This is a genomic window from Polynucleobacter sp. AP-Latsch-80-C2 (assembly GCF_018882185.1).
Classification (GTDB): Bacteria; Pseudomonadota; Gammaproteobacteria; order Burkholderiales; family Burkholderiaceae; genus Polynucleobacter.
Genome location: NZ_JACVOY010000007.1, coordinates 104988 through 129149 on the forward strand (window position 1 = coordinate 104988; position 24162 = coordinate 129149).

Consider the following 24162-nt stretch of genomic DNA (forward strand, 5'->3'; position numbering starts at 1 on the left):
TACTTACCTCTACTACACTTAATAATTCAAATTCTAACTAAATCAGAAAGTATGGCGAACACCCAAAGCAAATGCAGATGCATTTAGAGCTGGATTTACAGGAGCAGCCGAGCTTAAATTGTTTGAACCATAGATACCATAGAGATTTGTACGCTTAGATAAATAGTAGTTCAAGCCAGCTTGCCACGCTACAAAATTAGCAGATGGGTTGCTTGCGCCGAATGAAGTTACGCGACCATTACCGATATTGGCCCATCCTTCGATCGTTGGTGTAATGTAAGAACGAACACCGATCTGTTGTGCACGGCGCTGAGCATAGTAATTAGTGCTCACTGTGCTTGTATCTTTACGATTTACATATTGTAAGTAAGCCTTCAAGATGCCAAAGTCATAGGTAACTGCGGCATATGCTTGGTTGTCTTGTGTATTTACACCACCAGCTGTTTTTGTCCAGCCCGAAGGAGCTGGGTTAGTCAAACTAAGGCCTGGTACAAGATCGTATGACTTCAAACGATTAACTGCAGCAACTACATATAACTTGTCCCAAGTATAGTCAGCCTTAACGCCCCAACCAGTGTGGTTTACTGTTGTTGATGTTGTATTTGTAGGAGAAACACTTGTGCCATTCTGGACATACATAGCACCCAGGGTTGCGCCGCTGAAGCTATCTGATTGAACAGTTAATGTATTTGAAGTGCGGACAGTTAAGCCATCAGATGTATTGCCTGGTCCACCTGCAGCAGCAAAAGGAGCGGCACCAGGATTTCCAAGCTGACCAATTGATGATGATGGATATACAGCACTACCAATCATGGTATTTGCTTGACCAACGTCACTTGCAGCCAGCGCATTAAACACTTGTGTGTACTGAGTACCCACAGCAAAGTTACCTAAACCATTTTTCTTCAAACCAACGAAAGATTGACGGTTATTCCAAGTAGATGCATTTTCATTAGATGGTTGCAAACCTGTTTCAAAGGTGAAGAATGCGGACATACCGCCACCTAGATCTTCTGTACCTTTGAACCCTAAACGACTTGGTGATTCAGCTGATTGCCCAATAATGCTATTGGAAGCTTTTGCTGTTGTTGACTCACCAGAGCCATCTGACTTTTGATTGATGTAAGCAGCATCCAAAATACCATAAATAGTTACATTGGATTGCGCTTGAGCTGCACCAGCAACAGCTGTTAGGGCTGCAATCGATAATAGCGACTTTTTCATTTCTTACTTTCTCCTAATTGAACTACTTCTTGCAAATCTAAAATGTCAAGATTTCCCTTCAGCAAAAGCCAGAGAGGCCCCCTCTGTTTTAGACCTAAGAGATTCACAGATAATTCATATCTGCTTGCTCGTTTGGTGATACTGATTGACGAATCCTCAATATCTTTTCAGAGTTCACATAATCACTTCGGTTCATTTGCCTGAGAGTTTCCGGGGCGGTTGCTCCTTCGGCGTTGCATATAACTTCTATGCAATCTCTCCCGAGAGTGATTTCAATACCTTTACTGCCAATTCTTTAATAAGGTTTCGCTAATTCACCCCGAAACTGCACATTAATCTTTCGAAGCTCCACCGAATTAGCTATATCTGTTACGTATTACTTTCGGATAAATCAACTCTAAATAAGAGTTTTTGATTAGTCCAAGACTCATTTGGTATCTATTTCATACTTAAAAGGTATGTATAGTGAAATAAGATCTCAGGACTAATTTTTCAAAAATTGCTTAACTAGCTCACTCCAAAAACGCGCTCCAACTGTAATATTTCCATCATTAAAGTCATATGCCGGGTTATGCACCATGCAAGATCCTGGTGTATCGCCATTCCCTATAAATAAGTAGGATCCGGGAACACGCTCTAGCATGAATGCAAAATCTTCACTCCCTGTAAGAGCCGGTCCTTGACGCGTAATCCCTTCTTCACCAAATATTCCAGCGGCAACATTTCTAGCAAACTCTGTTTCAGCAGAAGAGTTCACTAAAACGGCATATCCCTTTTTCCATTCAATCTCTGCAGTTAAGCCAAAGCTCTCCGCTTGGGCAAGGACAAGTCCTTTAATGCGACGCTCAAGATCCGCCCTAACCTTAGGGTCTAAAGCGCGGACACTCAGCTCTAGATTTGCTTGGGATGGAATCACGTTATTTGCATGACCAGCATTAAACGCTCCAACCGTAATAACAGCTGCTTGCTGCGGATCAGTATTTCTTGAAACAATCGTTTGCAACGCCATGACGATAGATGACGCAGCAACGATTGGATCGCTTGCCTTGTGTGGCAAACCACCATGACCACCAACACCCTGAATTTTGATCGAGACATAGTCGCTTGAGGACATAGCAGAACCATCTCGAAATACAAAGTGCCCTACCGGATAGCCTGGCATATTGTGAATGGCAAAGATGGAGTCACAAGGAAAGCGGTCAAATAAGCCATCCTCAATCATTCGCAACGCACCGCCACCACCTTCTTCAGCAGGCTGAAATATTAAGTTCACGGTGCCATCAAAATCTTTATTCTTGGCAATGTCTTTTGCAGCTGCTAATAGCATGGCTGTATGACCATCGTGTCCACAAGCATGCATCACGCCGTGATTTTTACTGCTCCAAGAAGCGCCACTTTTCTCTTCAATTGGCAATGCGTCCATGTCAGCACGAAGACCAACGGAAATCTGGCTTTCGCCGCATCTCAGAACGCCGACAACCCCAGTTCCACCAATGCCCTCAAATACCTCATAGCCAAACTCTTTAAGCTTTTCAGCTACAAGCTTCGCTGTACGAAGCTCTTCAAATGCCAACTCTGGGTGCCGGTGAATATCTCTTCTAATAGAGATGAATTCTTCAAGCGCTTGATCATTCATTGCATTCATTGGAATTAAGATTTTTTTGAAATACGTTACTGAGGCTGAAGATTGATTGATTTAGCAATCGCTCTGAACTGAGCCGTACCATCGCCATAAATCTTCGTTAAATCATTTAATGAAAGTGGTTTTGCAATCAATAAGCTATTGGCATCAAGGCCCGCCTTAACGGTGGGCTCTTCAAGCACTTCTGAAATAGCAGTATTTAGAGTCTGAACGATGGCATCTGGAGTTTCCTTCTTTACAAAGTAGCCCGTCCAGATTGAATAAACAAATTCTTTAAGGCCTTTGCTTTCCGTAATGGCTGGATAATTTTTGACGCTATCCAATCTCTTGGAGTTCAGCATAGCGAGCACTTTAATTCTTCCTTGCTTACCTAACTCATCAAAAGACTTGCCATAGGGAGCCAAGAAGAAATCAATCTGTCCACCCATAAGATCTTGTAACGCAGGACCCGCCCCCTTATAAGGAACATGGGTCATCGGAATATTCGTTGTCTTAGATAATTGTTCGCCCAAGAGGTGATAAAAAGAACCTGGGCCTACACTTGCATAAGATAATGGCTTGCCTTCTTGTGCAGATTTCTTTGCAAATGCCAAAAATGAATCGACATCTTTAACCGGCATATCACCTCGTACTAAAAAGGCAATTTGCGCAGAGCCAATCATTTGAACCAATCGAAAATCTTCGCTTTTAAATTTAATTGCTGAGTTAGCTAGAGGCCCAAGAATTAATTCATTCGGGGAGCCCTGCATCACTAAATATCCATCAGCAGGACTATTTAAAAGTTTTTGAGCAGCAATTCCGCCGCTAGCCCCGCCAATATTCTCAACAATCACGGGTTGGCCCATTTTTTTGGCGAGAGCGGGACTCACGATCCTCGCAATAACATCGGAAACTCCACCTGCAGGATAGGGAACCAATAGGCTAACAGGTCTATTTGGATAGACATCAGCATTTGCGCTGCCCATCAAAACTAGACTAGAAATTAGCAAACCGGCAATTTTAAGAACATTCAACATGGCACACCCCACTAGATAAGTTAAGTCATTCTAGGTATAAGAATTATTAATGTCTAATGCATTCTTATACTAAAATGTATTAATTAAAGTAATAGTTATAAATCCTTAAAAATGACCCTTACACAGCTAAAACACATGGTTGAACTGGCAAAAACAGGTTCTTTCGTTAAATCTGCTGAGAATCTATTTTTAACCCAACCCGCCCTAACCAGAAGCATCCAATCTCTCGAAGAAGAATTAGGGGGGAAATTATTTGACCGACAAGGAAGACATAGTGCTCTAACCGTCTTAGGCGAGGAGATTTTCGATCGCGCTCAGGTTATGCTAGATTTAGCCAAAGAGTTAAAAAGTACTAACAAGAGTTTCACAAAAGGCTTGACCGGCAAGTTGAGAATAGGAATGGGATCTGGGCCAGGAGCCATCCTCATGACTCCTCTTCTTCAACATATTGCGATTAATTACCCTCACCTTCACATTGAAGTCGTGCGCGGCACAACGGACATGCTGGTGGAATCATTAAGATCCAGAAAATTAGATGCTTTAGTGATTGACTCCAGATCTTTAAAGCCCGCAATAGACCTGAAGTCTGAAATTATTTATGAAACACCAGGCGCCTTCATGTGTCGACCAGATCATCCACTGGCTCAAATGAAAAAAGTTAGCATTAAGGATTTAGAAAAATATCCCGTAGCCTCTACCCCGCTTAGCGATGAAGTGGAGCGCATTCTCATAGATCGATACGGGGTAAATGCAAACTTAGAAAAGCTGATTAACATTAAATGCAGCGAAATATCGAGCTTAGTGGATATAGCCAATAAGAGTGATGTGGTGCTTTTAGCCATTCGGCGGGCAGCAATTAATTTACATGAGTTAAAAATTACGCCAAATCTTAATGCAACAGCTAGATTTGGATTCGTTACCATCGCAAATCGCTCAGACCCTCCATTACTAAAGCATATTAGAGTTTTTATTGAATCAAATCTCGCAGATGGCATTGCAAAAGTAACCTAGCACTCACTCCATTTTTACAACCACCTAATACTTCATCTAGTCCGCCTTAATATTATTTAAGGTGATTACCTTACCCCAGCGATCAATTTCTTTACTTAAATATCGACTCATTTCCTCAGGAGAGGATCCAATGGGCTCTGCGCCATTGTTTTCAAACCTCTCCTTCACCTCCGGAGAGCCCATACTCGCAATTAATGTGGTATTTAATTTTTGTACAACTGCCTTTGGAGTATTTGCTGGTACGAAAACTGCAAACCACGGAGTGACGTCATATCCCGGCAATCCAGATTCTGCAATCGTGGGTACGCCAGGTAAAGACTTTGAGCGCTTTGAGGTAGTTAAACCAAGTGGCCTTAGCTTACCTGATGCTATATGAGGTTTAGCTGAAGTAATGCTATCAAACATATAGTTCACTTGCCCTCCAATCAGATCCGTTACCGCGGGACCGCTACCTTTGTAGGGAATGTGTTGCATGTCTATTTTCGCCATAGAAGTAAACACTTCTCCAGCCAAATGAATTGAAGTGCCATTACCAGCGGAGGCATAGTTGAGTTTTCCAGGCTCTGCCTTAGCATTAGCGATCACGTCTGAAACATTTTTGACATTAGGCTGAGTTGAATTAGTCACCAATACATTAGGAACAATTGCAATTAAACTGACGGGTGAGAAATCCTTGACTGGGTCATAGGTCAATTTGGGGTACAAAAATTTATTAGTTGCCATCCCAATAGAAGTAATTAATAAGGTATAGCCATCAGGCTCGGCACGTGCAACCAACTCTGAACCAATATTTCCACCGGCGCCTGGTTTGTTTTCTACGATGATGGGCTGACCTAAAGACTTGGAAGACTTATCCGCTAATGCACGAGCGATAACGTCCATTGCTCCACCAGGTGGGAATGGCACAATCCATTTAATGGACTTATTAGGCCACTCCTGTGCACTCGCTACCCCAGAGCACAGAAGCACCAATACTATTCCTAGAGCTATGGTGGAGAAACTGAATTTGGCTTTATTTGCCATCGTGACCCTTTCTGCCGGCCAGAGATATTGCAATACAAGCAATAGCGCCAGGTATGGCAAATGCGTAGAAATTAAATTCCAATGGCAAGCTCAGACTTAGTAATGTGCCACCTAGTACTGGACCCAAAATGGCACCAACGCGACCAATTCCTGAGGCCCAACCAATACCAGTGGAACGAATTTTTAATGGGTAGTATTGCGCAACATAGGCATAGAGTAAGATTTGAGAGCCAATTGTGGTTGCACCTGCTATTGTAACTAAGAGATTCAACACAATGAATGGGCTCTTGACACCTAAGAGGCTAATTGAAGCGGCAGCACAAATAAAGAAAATGGTAAGTACCTTTCGCGGGTGAAACTTATCAGCCAGCCAACCACCTCCAACCGCTCCAAAGATAGCGCCAATGTTTAGCACCATCAAGAACATTAGGCTTGAACCCATCTCATAGCCAGCTTTGTTCATTAGCTTTGGCAGCCAAGATCCCAAGGCGTAAACCATTAATAGGCACATAAAGAATGAAGTCCAGAACATTAAAGTACTTAACACGCGACCATCTTTAAACAATGACACCAAAGGTACAGAGCTAGAGGCCTTACCTAATGGATAGATATATTCGCTAGAAAGCAAGGTGCCGCGCTCTGGGGCAATTTTTTTTAATATTTTTCCAGCATCAGAGTTCCGATTCGATTTAATCAAAAAGCCAGGTGACTCAGGCAGATAGTAAAGAATGATTGGTAGCAGCAAGAATGGAATAATGGCAACGAAAAAAACTGAAGGCCAGCCATAGGTAGGAATCAAGAAAATTCCCACTCCGGCAGATAACATCCCTCCAACAGAATAGCCGCTAAACATAATTGTCACGAGTAGACTGCGAATTTTCTTTGGAGAATACTCGGTCATCAATGCAACCACGTTTGGCATTACACCGCCAATACCAAGACCAGCAATAAATCTACAAATACCAAACTGGGTTAAGTTTTCAGCAAACCCGTTAATAAAGGTAAATAGGCTAAACAATGTGACACACATTGCAATGGTTTTCTTTCTGCCGATCTTATCCGAAAGCGGCCCAAAGAACATGGCTCCAAACATCATGCCAAATAATGCATAGCTACCCAATGTACCGGCCTGCATTGGTGATAACTGCCATTCAGCCATTAGCTTGGGCAAAACGACACCGTAGATTACAAGGTCATAACCATCAAAGATAATGATAAGACCACACCAAAATAGTAGACCCCAATGGAATTTACTAAATTTCGCCTCATCTATTAGTTTATGAACATCAATTTGACTCATGATTTTGTATCTCCAATTCTTTTTTTGGTAAGTTTGCAAAAAATTTCTTTAATACATTGTTAAATTCATCTTCTGCCTCAATGTTTGAAATATGAGATGCAGAGATTTCGCTTAGTTGTGAATGTTGAATTTGAGACTGAATATATTGGGCATCGCTCAAAGTGGTAACTGGATCTTTAGTGCCAGAAATATTGAGTGTTGGAATGGTGATCTTTGAAATACTCTCCCTGAGGTCCTCTACTGCAAGCGCTTCACAGCAGCTGGCATACCCTTCTGGATTCATATTTTTTAAATTCACTAGCAATTCATTCACTGCTTTCGGATATAGCCCAAAGAACTCTGGTGAAAACCATCTCGAAGGCGCAGATTCGGCAATTATGCTTAGCCCCTGCTTTCTGACCAGTGCAGCCCTTTCAATCCATGCGGCCTCTGTACCAATTTTTGGCGCTGTATTGGCAATCACCAAAGCTTCTATTCTCTGTGGCGCATGGATGGCCAACCATTGGCCAATGAGACCACCCATGGATATTCCACAAAACATTGCTTTATCAATACTGAGGTAGTCAAGCAGACCCAATACATCATTTGCTAACTGCTCTATCGTGTACGGTCCCTTTGGGGTGGCAGTTAATCCATGTCCTCTAGTGTCATATCGAATGAGGTAGAAATCGCGCCTCAAAATTTCTAACTGCCCATCCCACATAGAGTGATCGGTTCCTAAGGAATTTGAAAAAATAATTACTGGCTTATGTGGATCGCCATCGGTCAAGTAAAAAACATCAATTCCATTAATATGTGCAATGCTCATTAAAGCTCCTAAACTCTTTCAATAATTAATGCAATGCCCTGGCCCACACCAATACACATAGTGCAAAGTGCGTACTTACCATTAGTGCGAATGAGTTGATACATTGATGTAGTAACCAATCTCGCACCCGATGCTCCTAAGGGGTGTCCGAGAGAAATTGCACCTCCATTTGGATTAACATGGGCAGCGTTATCAGGAAGGCCGAGATCTCGTGTCACGGCCAAGGCCTGAGATGCAAATGCTTCATTCAATTCAATAACATCCATCTGACTGAGCTTTAACCCGGCCTTACTCAATACCTTCTTGACTGCTGGAGATGGGCCAAAGCCCATAATTCTAGGAGCGACGCCTGCTGCTGCTATAGCAACAACGCGTGCTTTTGGAGTTAAGGAATGTTGCCTAACTCCCGCTTCGGAAGCCATAAGCAATGCGCAAGCGCCATCATTTACGCCCGATGCGTTTCCGGCAGTTACTGTTCCACCCTGCTTAACAATACTTTTTAGAGAGGCCAAAGTTTCTAGGGTGGTGAGACGTGGGTGCTCATCCTCAGAGAACACAACAGGGTCACCCTTTTTTTGCGGAATATTGACTGGAATAATTTCATCATCAAAAATTCCTGCTGCCTGCGCCTTCGCAGTTCGCTGTTGACTGGTAAATGCAAATAAATCTTGATCCGCACGAGTAATTCTAAAATCCTCAGCAACGTTTTCCGCTGTCTCAGGCATAGAATCAACTCCATAATGGGCTTTCATTAATGGATTAATAAAACGCCAACCAATAGTTGTATCTTCAATTTTTGCCGAACGCGAAAAAGCAGAATCTGCCTTACCCATTACAAATGGTGCGCGCGACATACTCTCCACGCCGCCCGCAATCATTAAATGGTTACCGCCACCTTTAATCGCATTTGCTGCTACGCCGATTGCATCCAGGCTTGATCCACATAATCTATTAATAGTTGAACCAGGTACTTCAACTGGAAGTCGCGCAAGTAAGGAGGCCATTCTGGCAACGTTTCTGTTGTCCTCACCAGCCTGATTCGCACAACCATAGATGACATCATCTAAAGCAGACCAGTCAACAATATTGCGCATCATTAATGCTTGAATTGGGAGGGCCGCCAAATCATCCGCCCTTAAGGAGGAAAGCGATCCGCCGTAACGGCCAAATGGCGTTCTAATAGCATCGCAAATATAGGCGTTTGAGAGATTTTTCATTATTGAGCCATGAATAAAGGTGCGTCAGTGAGTTTTTTGAGTTCGTCCAAGGTGAGCCCAGGAACCATTTCACTCACAATCAAACCCTTTGGCGTAACATCGATAACAGCAAGATCTGTGTAGATGCGATTTACGCAACCCATACCGGTAAGTGGGTATGTGCATTTCTCAACAATCTTTGCCTCACCATTCTTAGTGACATGCTCCATAGTGACAAATACATTTCTTGCGCCAATTGCTAAATCCATCGCCCCACCTACAGCGGGAATCGCGTCTGGTGAACCGGTATGCCAATTAGCCAAATCACCGTTTTGAGCAACCTGGAATGCCCCAAGCACACAGATGTCGATATGGCCACCACGCATCATCGTGAACGAATCGCCATGATGAAAGTACGAACCACCTTTTAGCAAGGTGATAAATTCTTTACCAGCATTAATCAGATCAGAATCTTCTTTACCTTTTTCTGGCACTGGGCCCATGCCAAGAACACCATTCTCGCTTTGTAAAAATATTTCTTTATTCGGATCAAGATAATTGGCAATTTTTGTAGGCAAACCAATGCCCAAATTGACGTAAGAGCCTTCTGGAATATCCTGAGCCACTCTTTGAACAATCTGCTCTCTTGTTAAACGTTGATATGCCATAGTTATTTCCCCTTCACAGCAACAACGTGCTTTACAAATATTCCTGGAGTAATGACATGCTCGGGATCAATATCTCCTAAAGCCACCACCTCATTCACTTGTGCAATCGTGCATTTCGCTGCCGTAGCCATAATCGGGCCAAAATTTCTGGCGCTCTTTCTGTAAGTCAGATTGCCCCAGCGATCACCTTTAAATGCCTTAATGAGTGCAAAGTCGGCATGAATCGGATACTCAAGTACATATCCTTTGCCATTAATCATCTTGCTTTCTTTGCCTTCAGCCAAGAGAGTGCCAAATCCTGTTGGGGTATAGATAGCACCAAGACCAGCCCCTGCTGCTTGAATACGAGCTGCTAAGTTACCTTGCGGGACTAATTCGAGTTCAATTTTTTTTGCGTAGTACAACTTATCAAACTCATAAGAGTCGGATTGCCTTGGAAATGAACAGATAATCTTCTTTACTTGCCCCGCTTTTAATAAGGCAGCTAAGCCAAGATCACCATTTCCAGCATTGTTGTTTACTACTGTTAGCTCTTTGGCTCCATGCTCAATTAAAGTATCAATTAACTGCGCAGGCTGACCAGCCGTCCCAAAGCCCCCAATCATGACGGTTGAGCCATCTTTGATTTGTTTTATAGCTTCGTGTATTGAAGTCGATGTTTTATCAATCATTCTTTTCTTTGCTCTTTAATTTCAATAAATCTTTATCAAAAACAACATATGCAATAGATCCAATCACGATTCCCCAGAATGCCGATCCTAGACCTAAAAAAGTCATGCCAGATGCAGTTGCTAAAAATGTGATTGCGGCAGCCTCACGATGATCAGGCTCTTCTAAAGTGCTCATGAGGCTAGTGACGATTGCGCCAAGTAAAGCTAAGCCAGCCAAAAGCGCGATGAGCTCTTTTGGAAGACTGGTGAAAATGAGAACGATTGAACCTGCTAAGGAACCGCCAATTAAAAAGAAAACGCCGCTGAAGATGCCTGCAACATATCGCTTGTTTAGATCTTCGTTAGCTTCCTTGCCTGTACATAGGGTTGCCGTAATCGCTGCAGTCGTAGTGGTAATGCCACCAAAGAATGCGGTTACAAGTGACATGAAGCTTGTAAAAGTAATAATGGGCTTAGCAGGCACGTGATAGTTCGATAACTTGAGGATTGCCATTCCTGGCAAGTATTGACCGGTCAAACTTACTAGAACTAACGGTATTGCAAAGCTGAATGTTGATTCCCAAGTCCACACAGGGGTTAAGAATGTGGGATGCGCCAAAGCTAGCCTGAAATTATCTGGATTAACATCACCAATGAGATATGCCAGCCCGATTCCTGAAAATAAAACAACCAAGATCGCAAATTTTGGTATCAGCCTTTTGAATATCAGATAAATTCCGATCATCGATAAAGCCAAGGCAGGCATGGTTGATACAGATTTAAATATATTGATACCAAACTGGAAGAGAATGCCCGCCATCATTCCAGCCGCTATTCCCTTGGGTATATGCTTTATTAGCTTGTCAAAGGTACCCGTAATGCCAATCAATAGAATGATCATTGCGGCAGTGATATAAGAAGAAATTGCCTCATTGACCGACATATGCGGAAATAAGGCGATTAAGAGAGCAGCGCCAGGAGCGGACCAAGCAGTAATGATCGGCATCTTGTATTTCCAACTGAGATAAATCCCGGAAATACCACCACCAAACGATACCGCCCATACCCAAGAAGATAGAACTTCATTAGATACCTGAGCTAGAGATGCGGCCTGAAAAAATATCAGCATCGGCCCAGCATAGGAAATCAATACAACTAGAAATCCAGCCGTAATTGAAGAGGGTGATATATCTTCGAAAAAGGCGCGCTTCATTAGCCCAAATCTCCGCCACCAACTGGTAATACTGTGCCAGTGATATAGGATGACTCATCAGAAGCTAGGAACAAAATCGCCCTTACCTGCTCCTCAATTGTTCCATACCGATGCATCAAACTGGAATCAATTGTTTGGTCAATGATCCCTTGATACCAAAGCTCTTCTTGCTTGGATAATTTATTCTTGTTTCGCGGAATCTTTCTCGGAGGAGCTTCAGTTCCACCAGTAGCGACCGCATTAAAGCGAATACCATCTTTAGCATGCTCAAATGCTAAGCTAGCAGTCATCGCATTTACTCCGCCTTTTGCTGCGGCATATGGAATACGGTGAATACTGCGAGTAGCAATTGAAGAAATGTTTACGACAACGCCATGCTGTTGCTTAATCATTACCGGCAATACAGCTCTACAACACCATAAGGTTGGAAATAAGGAGCGACGAATCTCTGCTTCTATTTGATCTTCATCATAGTTCTCGTAAGGCTTTGCCCAAATAGTGCCACCGACGTTATTAACAATAATGTCAATCTTTTTAAATGCCTTTACTGCCTCGGAAATTAGTTTGGTAGCACCAGCATAGGTCTCTAAATCAACTTTAACCGTCAAAGACTTTGCTTTTAGCTTACCCAGCTTCTTTGCCACATCATCAACTAGATCAGAGCGGTCAGCCAAAACAACCTTTGCACCCTCTTTGGCTAAGGCAATTGCCACACCTTCGCCAATCCCCTGAGCAGCACCCGTGACAATAGCAACTTTATTCTTAAATCTTAGCGCCTGAGTCATCATGCACCTACAGCACTTGGAGAGAATTTCTCAAACAGGAAATTTGCTGGGGTAACACCCGCTCCAGCCAACCAATTTCTTACAGCATCTACCATGGCTACAGGACCACATAAGTAGACATCCACGTCGCCCTGATTTAGCCATTCGCTTTCAATATGCTCTGTGACATATCCCTTGCGCTCATGATTACTCTCAGCAGAAGCCACTACTGTTCGATATTCAAAACCAGGCAATTTCGTCCTCAAGGTTTCGAGCTGATCTAGAGCTACCAAGTCCATATCATTTGTTACGCCGAATACCATCTTGATTGGATGCGCAGATCCTGATGCAGCCAAAGAGTCCAGCATGGATAAAAATGGTGCAATACCTGTTCCACCGGCGAGAAATAACAGCGGACGTTTAACTTCACGTAGATAGAAACTGCCATTTGGTCCGGCAAATGAAATCGCATCGCCTGACTTACCAATGTCTGATAGATACTGACTCATACGACCATTAGGGACATTACGCACTACAAAAGATGTAATGGATGCGCCAGGCGGTGAGCTAAAAGAATAGGCCCGTGTTAAGTCTGTTCCTGGAATTTGCACATTGACATATTGGCCAGGTAAAAACGTTAAAGAAGCAGGATCATCAAGCTCAATTGAGAACCCAATTGTTGAGTTCGATAGTTTTTCAATTTTTGAAATCTTTCCTGGGAATGATGAAGATCCAGTCTTACATGCGGCAGATGATGCGGGAATCTTCACTACACAATCTGACTTGGGCTTCATCTGACAAGCCAGAATCTGACGCTGAGCAGCTTCTTCCGGAGTAAGAGCATCCTCAATATAGCTAGACTCAGGTAGATCGTAATCACCAGATTCACATAAACCACGGCAGGTACCACAAGCCCCATCCCTGCAATCGAGTGGAATATTCACTTTCTGACGATATGCAGCATCAGAAAGTTTCTCGTTCTCATTACAGGAGATAAAGCGGGTTACCCCATCTTCAAACTGTAGTGCAATGTTATAGCTCATAGCATTCTGCCATTCGTTTATATGTGATAGATATCGATGACTTGACTGATGTAATCATTTTTAAGAACGACATATTTGTTCAAAATAATTGGCTTATCGCCGGAGAAGTCGATTACATAACGAGACATACCAAAGTAGCTGTAGTTGGTTTTGTATCGATGACTTAGGGTGTGCCAATTAAAGCGAACCGTGCAGATATCACCATCACGCTTCTCTAACTCAACATTAGTAATGTTGTGACAGGTTCTGGTGTCAGGCATAGTTGCGCTTGAGCGTTCAGTCTTAATACGGAATACACGATCCTCAAGGCCTTGACGATTTGGGTAATAAATCAAAGAAATTTCTTCTTGTGGATTTGTGACTAACTCATCGTTATCGTCCCAGGAAGGCATCCAAAATTCAGCGTCTGGGCTATAGCATTCAAGCCATTCATCCCACTGCTCATCGTCCAACAGGCGACTCTCGTAATACAAAAATGCATTAATATCTGATATGGAGATTGTTTTCATGCGTTCACCTGCTCTTGCTCAACTGCTTTTTTCATTGTTTCAAGCCAATAGCGATGCTGAACTGTGTACAGGCCCTCATCTTCAGTTTTTAAGCCACTTAATACGGGTTTCAAGCCGATCTCTTTAGCCGCATCGTCAGCGCCTTCAATCCAATGCTCTGAACCACGGCACATATCGTTCCACTCAAGCGTCTTTGCAGCAAAGCCTTCCTGGCAAGCTCTAAACTCTTCTAAATCATCTGGAGTAGCCATACCGCTCACGTTAAAGAAGTCTTCGTATTGACGAATTCTTCTAGAGCGCGCTTCTGCTGACTCGCCTTTTGGAGCGATACAGTAGATAGTGACTTCAGTTTTATCAACAGCCAATGGGCGCAGTAAGCGGATCTGTGAACCAAACTGATCCATCAAATACACGTTTGGATATAAGCAAAGATTTCTGGAGCGCTCAATCATCCAATCAGCAATTGGTTTGCCAAACTTATCGGAAAATTCCTGGTGCCTCGGGAAATTTGGCCGGTCCTGTGGATTAGCCCACTTTGTCCAGAGGAGCATATGGCCGTGATCAAACGAATAGAAGCCACCACCTTGCTTACCCCACTTGCCAGCATCCATTGCTTTGATTTTGTCTTCGCGAATTGCTTCTTGCTCTTTACGATGGTTAGTAGTTGCAGCATAGTTCCAATGAACAGCAGATACGTGATAACCATCGGCACCGTTTTCTGCCTGAAGCTTCCAATTACCGTTAAAGGTATAAGTTGAAGCGCCCTTCAATACTTCGAGTCCATCAGCAGATTGATCCACAATCATGTCAATGATCTTGGCGGCTTCACCCAAAAAGTCTTTTAAAGGGGCGACATCATCATTCAAACTTCCAAATAAGAAACCACGATAGCTTTCAAACTTAGGAACCTTCTTGAGGTCGTGCGAGCCCTCCTTGTTAAAGCACTCTGGGTAGCCGGCCTCCTCTGGGTCTTTAACCTTCAAGAGCTTTCCGCTGTTATTAAATGTCCAGCCGTGGAATGGGCAAGTGAAAGTAGCCTTGTTGCCGCGCTTATGACGACACAACTGAGCGCCACGATGGCTACAAGCATTCATCATGGCATTTAATTCACCCTGACGATTACGAGAAATGAAGATTGGCTGACTACCAATATAGGTAGAGTAGTAATCATTGATGTTTGGGATTTGACTTTCGTGCGCCAAATAAATCCAATTACCCTCAAATATGTGCTTCATCTCTAATTCAAATAAATCTTTATCGGTAAAAGCACTACGGTGAAGACGATAGTCGCCCTTCTCTTTATCCTCAATCAAGAATTCATCAAGGCTTTTGAGTTTTGGACTGTTATCTACATGAATTGGGATCATTTTTTATCCTTTTATGAATGGGGTACAAGTACCCCTGATTCAAATTACGCAGTGAAGTGAGCTCTATCAACGATTCCAGATGCAGCTGCTGGCTTTTCAACCACCATCTGAATATCGAAATCAATCGAAGCAAATGGCTTGCTTACGCCCTTAGCTTTCATTTCAGCCGGGTCACTTATACGCAATACTGGGGGCACTAAACCTTCGCGGCTAGCAAATGCAAAGTCATCCCAGAGGTATTTGTCACCATCAATATTGATTTGAGTAGTTAACTTTCTATGGCCAGGTGCAGTTACAAAGTAATGAACGTGTGCCGGGCGATTACCGTGACGACCTAATAAATCCAATAAAGCCTGGGTGGAGCCATCCGGTGGACAGCCGTAACCATTTGGCATGATGCTTTGCATCGCATAACGGCCATTTTCATCGGTGAAGATTGTGCGACGTAAGTTATAAGGAGACTGAGTCTTGTCAAAAAAGGAGTATCCACCCAATGTATTGGCATGCCACATCTCTACCTTTGCATTAGCCAGGGGCTTGCCATCAGCACCATAAACAGTACCTTGCATAAACAATGGCTCCGCTTTATCTACTTCAGTACCATCATCCATGCGAGCAAATCCCTTAGACTCTGGGGCGCCGGCAACATACAGGGGGCCTTCAATAGCACGTGGTGTACCGCCTGTTAGGCCAGCCTTCTCATCGGCCTCATCCGCGCGCATATCTAAGAAGCGCTCTAGACCAATGCCAGGAGCCAATAGGCCTAATTCATTACGTGCGCCAGCCTCTGAGAAATACTCTAACCCCTTCCAGAATTCTGTTGGGGTAATGTCCAAGTCTTCAATTGCTTTGCATAGGTCGGTAACCAAGCGCAATGTAATTTCTTGAACACGCTTGTTCGCAGGAGAATCGGCTGCATCTACGATCCATTCTTTGGCCAATTTTTCAATTTCTGTATGTTTCATTTTGTATCCTATTAATTTGTATGTGTGTAATTAAGTTCGCTACCAACTGCATATCTGTGAAATTTTTCAAATAATTAACTGTCGTCCTCCCTTACGGAAGATGGATGTCTGCACAAAGGAATTACTTCAATTTGCATGTATGGAAATAGTGGAAGTGTCGAAATAGCTGTATGCAATTCTTCTACGCTCGCAACATCAAATACGCTAATGTTTGCGTACTGGCCGGCGATGCGCCAGAGATGACGCCACTTGCCAGAACTTTGCAATCCTTGTGCAATTTCTTTTTCTTTCTTTTTCAATACGGCTGCCTCAGCTTCTGGCATTGAAGTGGGTAAATTCACATTCATTCTTACGTGGAATAACATGTTGTCTCCTTTTATGCAGGTATCAAATCAACTTGGTCTGAATGACCTTGCTGACGTTTTAAATAATTAATTTTTTCAATGTCTAACTGAATGCCAAGACCAGGACCTTTAGGAACCTGTAGAGAAAAATTCTTGTAAACCAATGGCTCAGTCAGAATTTCTTCAGTAAGTAATAGTGGTCCGAATAATTCGGTTCCAAATGCTAAGTCGCTGAAAGTAGAAAACACATGGGCAGAGGCTGCTGTACCAACTGCACCTTCAAGCATGGTGCCGCCATACAAACTAATGCCACTAAGTTCTGCAATGGTTGCCACCTGAAGTGCTGGGAAGAGACCGCCTGACTGATTGATCTTGACGGCAAAAACATCGGCGGCAAATTTATTTGCTAGTTCCAATGCATCAAAAGGACCATGCAATGCTTCATCGGCCATGATGGCAACATCAAACTGATTAGTCAGGCGAGCCATGCTTGCTTTATATGAAGCTTTGACAGGCTGCTCAATTAAATCAATTCCACCTGCCTGAAGTGAAGCTATACCTTTAACAGCATCTAACTCACTCCATGCCTGGTTCACATCTACACGCACACTAATATCAGAGCCTAATGCACGTTTAATTGCGAGTACGTGTTCTACATCCGCTTCAACAGAGCGCAAGCCAATTTTCAATTTGAAAATATTGTGTCTGCGCAGTGAAATCATCTTCTCTGCTTCGGCAATATCTTTTTTAGTATCTCCACTTGCTAATGTCCATGCAACTGGAAGCTCATCCCGAACGCGGCCGCCTAGCAGTTCACTAACCGGAACACCAAGGCGCTTACCTTGAGCATCAAGCAATGCAGTCTCGATTGCGCACTTAGCAAAACGATTACCCTGTATAGTGGAGCGCAACTTATTCATTGCCCTGGCAACCTGATCGGCTTTCATACCAACAATCAGGGGTGCCATATAGGTATCGATATTGGTCTTGATACTTTCTGGGCTCTCTTCACCATAATTCAGACCTCCAATCGTGGTGGCCTCACCCCATCCCTCAATACCGTCATCACAAAGAATGCGCACCAAAACAAGAGCCTGGGCATTCATCGTGGCCACAGATAACTTGTGTGGGCGGATAGTCGGCACATCAACTATTAGGGTTTCTACTGATTTGATCATATCTATTTCGTATAGTTTTTCGATAATTGAACTCTAAACAGGTCTTTTTGACGCGTCCAAGACTGATTTGGTATCCTTTTGATACTTAAAAGGTATACATATGGAATTAAGGCACCTACGCTACTTTGTTGCTGTTGCAGAAGAAAAGAACTTCACAAGAGCTTCTGAAAAACTTTTCATTGCACAGCCGCCCTTGAGCAGACAGATCCAACAACTCGAAGAAGAGTTGGGCGTAACTTTGTTTGTAAGGAACTCGCGACCCCTCAAACTGACAGACGCGGGCAACTTTTTCTATGAGCATGCCAAGCAGGTTTTAGCTAGAACTGGCGAGCTCAAGGCTATGACTCAACGGGTTGGGAATATCAACCGAATTCTGAATGTTGGTTTTGTTGCATCAACGCTCTACGGAAAACTTCCGAAAATTATTCGAAAATATCGAGCCAAATTTAATTCCATTGAATTGCGGATGTATGAAATGACAACAATGGAACAGCTCAAAGCTTTGAAAGATGGAAAGATTGATATTGGCTTTGGAAGAGTACGTCATGAAGACGCCAATATCAGACGGATTGTATTGAGGGAGGAAAAACTCATTGCTGCAGTTCCTTATGAGCACCCACTATCAAAATCAAAAAAGCCTATCAACTTAAAAGACTTAGCCGATGAAAATCTCATTGTCTTTCCAAAAAATCCCCGTCCTAGTTACGCAGACCAAGTATTAAATGGTTTCAAAGAAAGGGATGTTCATCCCAAAAAGATTATTGAAGTTCGAGAATTACAAATAGCTATTGGCCTTGTTGCTGCAGGCGAAGGTGTATCCATTGTTCCATTTAGCTTGCAGGGCATGAAACGTGATGACGTTGTATATCTAGAATTAAATGAAAAACATGCCTACTCCCCCATCATCATGAGCACTAGATCAATGGATAAGTCTGAAGAAATTAAGGCAATGCTTGATTTAATTTATTGCATCTATGACGAAGAGGGTATTTCTTATACGCGAGAAGAGTTATAAATTTGCCGCACACTACAATCCCAATATATTTTTTTAAGTAGATTATTTAAAGTATCGCCATTGAAAAATGTGCAGTAATTGCCTGCACACTTTCTAGCATGCCAAGCGTTACTTAAAGTAACGCTCAAATGACCAAATCTCACCTTTAGTCTCAAAAGCTAGCTTTTTTTGAGTTTTAGGTCCTGCTTAGGTTCTCTGGTTATGAGAGTAGACACCCAAGATAGACCCTTATAAACAGGGGCTCTGCGGGTGGTCAGTGTCGGTGTGTAAGCAAATTCAGGGATTGAAAGGAAGCGTGGGATCACTCTTTGGTTTTCATAACCACAGGATTTTTGGAGCAACCGTTTAGCACTTCGTTGCTCCAAAGTTCTTTTTTGAGGGATTGATAAGCGTTACTTTAAGTAACGCTTAAGAAATTACTCCGTTTTTGTCTTGCGGCCATCAATGCTAATTGAACCAGCGCCTGATGAAGCCAATACTAATAAACCACCGGTAACAGCAATATTCTTAAAGAACAATAGCTGAGCAATAAATGCGGCATCAACTGGAGCGGCCCAGAAGGCATGACCAACAATACTTGCCAATACTGTAAAGATTGCCAAACCAATTGCTACAAAACGAGTGTGATAGCCAAGAATTAAAGCAAGGCCACCTAAGATTTCAATAGCAATGACCACCCAAACGATTACAGCTACTGCTGGTAATCCAAGTGATGTGAAATAACCTGTTGTGCCCTCAATGCCCATTAACTTATTCAGTCCTGCCGGTAGGAACAATGCGGCAATAGCAATACGACCTAATAGGTTTAATACATTTTCAAAGTTTTTCATTTTTTTCCTTAATAAAAATTATCCAGAGCTCTTAGAGCTTGTTATGACTGCCATCGCAAAACGCGCCATTAGCGCTATGCTTACAACCACACAGATAAACGGTCTCAGTCTTTTCAGCTGTTATTGCTACTGGCGCAAATTCGGTGGTTTTATGGCTACCATCACAAAATGGCTGATTCTTACTTAGACCGCAAGAGCACCAGTAGTAAGTCTGGCCAGCAGTTACTTCTACTGCGTAAGGGGCTTTTTGAGCGACATGTGGATTCATAGTGTTTCCTTTAACTAATAAAAATGGATTTGAGGGTTTTAAGAGATTCTTCTATCTCTTTCATTTGTTTTTTTGACAGCTTTTGAAATGCCATTTCAAGATGCTTAAGGTGTTCTGGAAAGACTTGTTCAAAAATCTTTTGTCCCTTAGCAGTCAGCTTGAGCAAATGACTGCGAGCATCATCAGGATTTTCTTGAGTAGCAATCAAGCCTTTTTGAACCATTCGCCCAACGACACCAGTGAGGGAGCTTTTAGAAATCAAAGTTTTCTCTCCCAACTGTTTAAAGCTCATTGGCGGCTGATTGGCTAGTGTGGCAATCACATCAAACTGAACTGGTAAAAGCCCCAGCCCGCGAATGTGGGTAGAAGAGTAGCCCTCAAATTCTTGATAGGCCCTAGCCAACTGTTTAATGATAGGTAGAAAGTTCATATGCGTACTAATATAGTCCATATATGGACTAATGTCAAATCACTTACACAATCAATGATTTGTTGTTTTAAACGACATTGCTGCACGAATGAAAAAACCACCCGAATGAACTGACCCCCAAAAGTTGGACATCAAGTCCAACCAAGGGGGTTTTGTTTTATGAGCAAATACAGTAAGCAGTTCAAACTAAAGGTAGTTAAGGAGTTTTTAAAGTCTGGTGGCCTCAAGCGGGTTGCCCATCTATTTAAGATTAGTCATGCTCAGGTCCGTAATTGGGTTTTAGTCCATCGGCTCCATGGCGTTGCTGGGCTTAACCCAAAGCCTGTGCACCATCCTGCGTCGTTCAAAATGCAAGTCCTGCAATACATCGACTTGTACCAAGTCTCCCTTCATTACGCAGCTGCCCACTTCAATATCCCTTCTCCAAGCACGGTTTGGATGTGGCAAAAACTCTACAATGAAGGTGGTATTGCAGCCTTGCAATCCAAACCCAAGGGACGACCGCCCATGCCAAAACAAAGTGAGATTGCAGCGCTACTAGCTAGGCCATCTTCTGAGCTGACACATGAAGAGTTACTGCGCAAAGCGCAGTATTTAGAAGTGGAGAACGCTTATCTAAAAAAGTTAGAAGCCTTAGCCCAGCAAAAGCACTTGGCAAGCAAGAACAAGTCCAAGTGATTACTGAGTTAAGGCGGAGTTATCCACTACAAGTGATCTTGACAGTAGTTGGAATACCTAGGAGTGTGTATTACTACTGGGTTAATGCCAGCTTTAAACCAGATCCTTATCTCGATACCAAGATGCAGATCAAGACCATCTTCCATGCCCATAAAGGTCGCTATGGCTATCGCCGGGTGCAGACAGCGCTTAGCTCCCAGAGCTGCTACCTCAATCACAAGACCGTACAAAAACTGATGGCTCAGCTGGGGATCAAGTCGACTGTCAGACCTAAACGCTATCAGTCTTATAAAGGCGCTATTGGTAAGGTGGCTCCCAATTTACTAGAGCGTAACTTTGGAGCAAGTAGGCCTAATCAGAAGTGGGTAACTGATGTCACGGAGTTCAATATAAAGGGTGAGAAGGTCTACCTCTCACCAATCTTAGATCTGTATAACCAAGAGATCATCTCTTATACGATCACTGATCGTCCTCAGATCAGCATGGTGATGCAAATGCTCCAACAGGCTTTTAAGCAACTAAAACCAAAAGATAAACCCATGCTGCACTCAGACCAGGGCTGGCAATATCAGATGGGGTTTTATCAGGAGGCTTTAAAAGAACAAGGCCTTACCCAAAGCATGTCCAGAAAAGGCAATTGCTTAGATAATGCCGTCATGGAAAACTGGTTTGGGATCATGAAAAGCGAGTTCTTCTACCAAGAGAAGTTTGAGACGATCGAATCATTTAAGCAGGGGCTACATGAATATATCCACTACTACAACCATGATCGAATCAAACAAAAACTAAAGGGATTGAGCCCGGTGCAATACCGAACTCAATCCCTCGTGCTAACCTAACTAAACTGTCCAACTTTTGGGGGTCAGTTCACGAAGGTGGTTTTAGTGCTCCTTGCAGCAGACGCAGATCTAAAAATAACTTTACTATGACATTCAAACTTTAGCCCTAACTAATACAGAATATAGCTAGGATTAACCCTAAAATATAACGCTTGTATTAGTTCCAAAGAAATTAGCAGGCACAGATGGATCTACTACTTAATATCTTTCCAATAAGCCTTATTCAAGCGCCAAGCCAGTAAAGTAAAGATTGCTAGGAATATAAGTACGAAAATTCCGAGGCGTTTACGCTCCAACTGGACTGGCTCAGCCATCCATGAGAGGAACGACACTAAGTCACCCATATTGCTATCAAATTCCTCATTAGTCATTGAGCCAGGGCTTATTTGATCAAACCTTATAAATACCTTTTCTACTTTTTCGGAGTCATGTGGATCTTTACGCTCCTCAAATTTAGCGGCTCTAATGCCCTGCATGGACGCGAGCACATGCGGCATGCCTACGTTTGGATAAACTAGGTTATTCCAACCAGTAGGACGGCTATCATCCTTATAGAAGGTACGGAAGTAGGTATAAAGCCAGTCTGCGCCTCGAGCTCTAGCCTCAACAGACATATCGGGAGGCACTTTACCGTAAGCCACTTTTGCGTCTTTTGGATTTAACGCACTGACCATGAGATCACCCACTTTGGCATCGCCCGAGATATAGCCCTCTTTAATTTGCTGATCGGTCAAGCCAATATCGCGTAAGCGGTTGTAGCGCATACTTGCTGCAGAATGACAACCAACGCAGTTAGCAGTAAATATCTTTGCACCGTTTTGCAATGAAGCATTGTTGCTTACGCGATTCGGCGCCGTATCCAATGGGAAGCCGCCTTCATTTGCATTGGCGTTAGCACCAAGGCCCAGGGCCGCAACCAATACTGTTGCCTGGCAGATGCTCATTAAAGTTTGCAGAATTCGTTTCATACTAGTTCCTAATTTCTCTTTGCCAATATCTTAGGCGTGAATTAATGAGCCTCAAAAGTAACGCGGGTTGGAACAGGCTTAAATTTACCAAGCGTGCTCCAGAACGGCATTCCCAAGAAAAAGCCCAGATAATAAATAGTACAAATCTGAGAAATCTTTTCAAATACTGGTGATGGTGGCTGAATACCGAGGTAACCCAAAATTACGAAAGTCACCACGAAGATTCCATAAATATATTTATGGAATCCTGGGCGATAGCGAATCGACTTAACTGGAGAGTTATCGAGCCAAGGCAAGAAGAACATGATCACAACAGAGCCACCCATGATCACAACACCCCAGAACTTGGCATCGAATAAAAAGAAGCCGCCAGCCAATGCCAGCGCGATTGCCACGCAGACAGCCTTAACCTTAAGATCTTTCGCCTTCAGAGCAAACATCCCCAAAATGACTGCTAGGAAAATCCATAAAGGTAACAAGAAGCTTGAAGTGGTTGCACGCAACATCGAGTAGAACGGCGTGAAATACCACACTGGTGCAATATGCGGAGGCGTTTGGAATGGGTTTGCAGGAACGAAGTTATTTGCCTCGAGGAAGTAACCACCCATCTCTGGAGCAAAAAATACGATACAAGCAAAAACCATCAAAAACCCGCCCAAATACATCACATCATGTACTGAGTAAAAAGGGTGAAATGGAATGCCGTCAACCGGGTGGCCGTTAGCATCAAGCGTATCTTTAATTTCTACACCATCTGGATTGTTTGAGCCTACTTCATGCAGAGCCAAAATGTGGGCTGCAACCAAGCCAACCAATACCAATGGAATTGCGATCACATGGAATGCAAAGAAGCGGTTTAGAGTTGCATCACCAACAACGTAGTCGCCTCGCAACCACAAAGACAGGTCTGGTCCAATGAATGGAATTGCAGAAAACAAGTTCACAATAACTTGAGCGCCCCAATAAGACATTTGACCCCATGGGAGCAAGTAGCCAAAGAATGCCTCGCCCATCAAGCACAAGAAAATTGCGCAACCAAAGATCCAAATCAACTCACGTGGCTTACGATAAGAACCATAGATCAAGCCACGGAACATATGCATATAAACCACCACAAAGAACATAGAGGCGCCGGTGGAGTGCATATAGCGAATCATCCAGCCCCATGGCACTTCGCGCATGATGTATTCAACTGACTCAAAAGCCTTAGCAG

25 protein-coding genes and 1 riboswitch are annotated in these 24162 nt (G+C 43.2%); of the genes, 3 read left to right on the forward strand and 22 right to left on the reverse strand.

Annotated elements, in window-relative coordinates:
- Positions 1-42: 42 nt before the first annotated feature.
- From ICN47_RS09135 to ICN47_RS09145, 3 genes are all read right to left on the reverse strand, one after another.
- Positions 43-1224, reverse strand: a complete 1182-nt coding sequence (locus ICN47_RS09135) for a porin (protein ID WP_216219625.1) — start codon at positions 1222-1224, stop codon at positions 43-45.
- Positions 1225-1402: 178 nt separating this feature from the next.
- Positions 1403-1498, reverse strand: a riboswitch (glycine riboswitch).
- Between the two features lie 210 nt (positions 1499-1708).
- Positions 1709-2869: a M20 aminoacylase family protein gene (locus ICN47_RS09140; RefSeq protein ID WP_216219626.1), complete on the reverse strand. Its 1161-nt coding sequence runs from the start codon at positions 2867-2869 to the stop codon at positions 1709-1711.
- Positions 2870-2895: 26 nt separating this feature from the next.
- On the reverse strand, positions 2896-3882 hold the full coding sequence (locus ICN47_RS09145; protein WP_216219627.1) for a tripartite tricarboxylate transporter substrate binding protein: 987 nt from the start codon (positions 3880-3882) through the stop codon (positions 2896-2898).
- Between the two features lie 111 nt (positions 3883-3993).
- Here ICN47_RS09145 and ICN47_RS09150 point away from each other — a divergent pair, with 111 nt between their 5' ends.
- Positions 3994-4893, forward strand: a complete 900-nt coding sequence (locus ICN47_RS09150; RefSeq protein WP_216219628.1) for a LysR family transcriptional regulator — start codon at positions 3994-3996, stop codon at positions 4891-4893.
- 36 nt (positions 4894-4929) lie between these two features.
- On the opposite strand, the gene ICN47_RS09155 is transcribed toward ICN47_RS09150, so the two are convergent.
- From ICN47_RS09155 to ICN47_RS09220, 14 genes are all read right to left on the reverse strand, one after another.
- A complete protein-coding gene (locus ICN47_RS09155; RefSeq protein ID WP_216219629.1) occupies positions 4930-5916 on the reverse strand; it encodes a tripartite tricarboxylate transporter substrate binding protein in 987 nt (328 codons plus the stop codon).
- Positions 5906-7216 carry an aromatic acid/H+ symport family MFS transporter gene (locus tag ICN47_RS09160; protein WP_216219630.1) on the reverse strand — a complete coding sequence of 437 codons (1311 nt, stop codon included), beginning with the start codon at positions 7214-7216 and terminating at the stop codon, positions 5906-5908. The genes ICN47_RS09155 and ICN47_RS09160 overlap by 11 nt, the downstream gene beginning before the upstream one ends.
- The gene (pcaD, locus tag ICN47_RS09165; protein ID WP_216219631.1) at positions 7203-8024 is read right to left on the reverse strand and encodes a 3-oxoadipate enol-lactonase; all 822 of its coding nucleotides are present in this window, start codon (positions 8022-8024) and stop codon (positions 7203-7205) included. The genes ICN47_RS09160 and pcaD overlap by 14 nt, the downstream gene beginning before the upstream one ends.
- Positions 8025-8032: 8 nt before the next feature.
- The gene (gene pcaF / locus ICN47_RS09170) at positions 8033-9241 is read right to left on the reverse strand and encodes a 3-oxoadipyl-CoA thiolase (RefSeq protein WP_216219632.1); all 1209 of its coding nucleotides are present in this window, start codon (positions 9239-9241) and stop codon (positions 8033-8035) included.
- Positions 9241-9888, reverse strand: a complete 648-nt coding sequence (locus ICN47_RS09175) for a 3-oxoacid CoA-transferase subunit B (RefSeq protein WP_216219633.1) — start codon at positions 9886-9888, stop codon at positions 9241-9243. The genes pcaF and ICN47_RS09175 overlap by 1 nt, the downstream gene beginning before the upstream one ends.
- Positions 9889-9890: 2 nt before the next feature.
- Entirely contained in the window at positions 9891-10559 is a 669-nt protein-coding gene (locus tag ICN47_RS09180) for a 3-oxoacid CoA-transferase subunit A (protein WP_216219634.1), read from the reverse strand.
- Entirely contained in the window at positions 10552-11751 is a 1200-nt protein-coding gene (locus ICN47_RS09185; RefSeq protein WP_216219635.1) for a benzoate/H(+) symporter BenE family transporter, read from the reverse strand. The genes ICN47_RS09180 and ICN47_RS09185 overlap by 8 nt, the downstream gene beginning before the upstream one ends.
- Positions 11751-12536, reverse strand: a complete 786-nt coding sequence (locus ICN47_RS09190) for a 1,6-dihydroxycyclohexa-2,4-diene-1-carboxylate dehydrogenase (RefSeq protein WP_216219654.1) — start codon at positions 12534-12536, stop codon at positions 11751-11753. The genes ICN47_RS09185 and ICN47_RS09190 overlap by 1 nt, the downstream gene beginning before the upstream one ends.
- Positions 12536-13558 (reverse strand): benzoate 1,2-dioxygenase electron transfer component BenC, encoded by a 1023-nt coding sequence (gene benC, locus ICN47_RS09195; RefSeq protein ID WP_216219636.1) that lies wholly within the window; start codon positions 13556-13558, stop codon positions 12536-12538. Before benC ends, ICN47_RS09190 begins: the two co-directional genes overlap by 1 nt.
- Positions 13559-13575: 17 nt before the next feature.
- On the reverse strand, positions 13576-14067 hold the full coding sequence (benB, locus tag ICN47_RS09200) for a benzoate 1,2-dioxygenase small subunit (protein ID WP_216219637.1): 492 nt from the start codon (positions 14065-14067) through the stop codon (positions 13576-13578).
- On the reverse strand, positions 14064-15434 hold the full coding sequence (gene benA / locus ICN47_RS09205; RefSeq protein ID WP_216219638.1) for a benzoate 1,2-dioxygenase large subunit: 1371 nt from the start codon (positions 15432-15434) through the stop codon (positions 14064-14066). The genes benB and benA overlap by 4 nt, the downstream gene beginning before the upstream one ends.
- 44 nt (positions 15435-15478) lie before the next feature.
- Complete coding sequence (catA, locus tag ICN47_RS09210) at positions 15479-16399, reverse strand: catechol 1,2-dioxygenase (RefSeq protein WP_216219639.1); 921 nt, start codon at positions 16397-16399, stop codon at positions 15479-15481.
- A gap of 74 nt (positions 16400-16473) precedes the next feature.
- Complete coding sequence (gene catC, locus ICN47_RS09215) at positions 16474-16764, reverse strand: muconolactone Delta-isomerase (RefSeq protein WP_216219640.1); 291 nt, start codon at positions 16762-16764, stop codon at positions 16474-16476.
- A gap of 11 nt (positions 16765-16775) precedes the next feature.
- Positions 16776-17921 carry a muconate/chloromuconate family cycloisomerase gene (locus tag ICN47_RS09220; RefSeq protein WP_216219641.1) on the reverse strand — a complete coding sequence of 382 codons (1146 nt, stop codon included), beginning with the start codon at positions 17919-17921 and terminating at the stop codon, positions 16776-16778.
- Positions 17922-18021: 100 nt separating this feature from the next.
- Between ICN47_RS09220 and ICN47_RS09225 the strand changes: the two genes are divergently transcribed.
- The gene (locus ICN47_RS09225) at positions 18022-18936 is read left to right on the forward strand and encodes a LysR family transcriptional regulator (RefSeq protein WP_216219642.1); all 915 of its coding nucleotides are present in this window, start codon (positions 18022-18024) and stop codon (positions 18934-18936) included.
- 416 nt (positions 18937-19352) lie between these two features.
- On the opposite strand, the gene ICN47_RS09230 is transcribed toward ICN47_RS09225, so the two are convergent.
- Genes ICN47_RS09230 through ICN47_RS09240 form a run of 3 tightly spaced genes read right to left on the reverse strand, consistent with a single transcriptional unit; the run spans position 19353 to position 20464 of the window.
- Positions 19353-19766, reverse strand: a complete 414-nt coding sequence (locus tag ICN47_RS09230) for a DoxX family protein (RefSeq protein WP_216219643.1) — start codon at positions 19764-19766, stop codon at positions 19353-19355.
- Positions 19767-19797: 31 nt separating this feature from the next.
- Positions 19798-20034, reverse strand: a complete 237-nt coding sequence (locus ICN47_RS09235; RefSeq protein ID WP_215340325.1) for a CDGSH iron-sulfur domain-containing protein — start codon at positions 20032-20034, stop codon at positions 19798-19800.
- A gap of 10 nt (positions 20035-20044) precedes the next feature.
- Complete coding sequence (locus ICN47_RS09240) at positions 20045-20464, reverse strand: MarR family winged helix-turn-helix transcriptional regulator (RefSeq protein WP_215340327.1); 420 nt, start codon at positions 20462-20464, stop codon at positions 20045-20047.
- 159 nt (positions 20465-20623) lie between these two features.
- On the opposite strand from ICN47_RS09240, the gene ICN47_RS09245 reads away from it, so the two are divergent.
- Positions 20624-21981, forward strand: a protein-coding gene (locus tag ICN47_RS09245) for an IS3 family transposase (protein WP_216219644.1) whose coding sequence is annotated in 2 segments (ribosomal slippage) — positions 20624-21089 and positions 21089-21981 — 1359 coding nt in all. Because the reading frame shifts where the segments join, the coding sequence is not laid out codon by codon here.
- Between the two features lie 194 nt (positions 21982-22175).
- On the opposite strand, the gene ICN47_RS09250 is transcribed toward ICN47_RS09245, so the two are convergent.
- On the reverse strand, positions 22176-22949 hold the full coding sequence (locus tag ICN47_RS09250; RefSeq protein WP_216219645.1) for a cytochrome c1: 774 nt from the start codon (positions 22947-22949) through the stop codon (positions 22176-22178).
- A 41-nt stretch (positions 22950-22990) separates the two neighbouring features.
- On the reverse strand, positions 22991-24162 hold a 1172-nt coding region (locus tag ICN47_RS09255; RefSeq protein ID WP_216219646.1), incomplete at its 5' end, for a cytochrome bc complex cytochrome b subunit.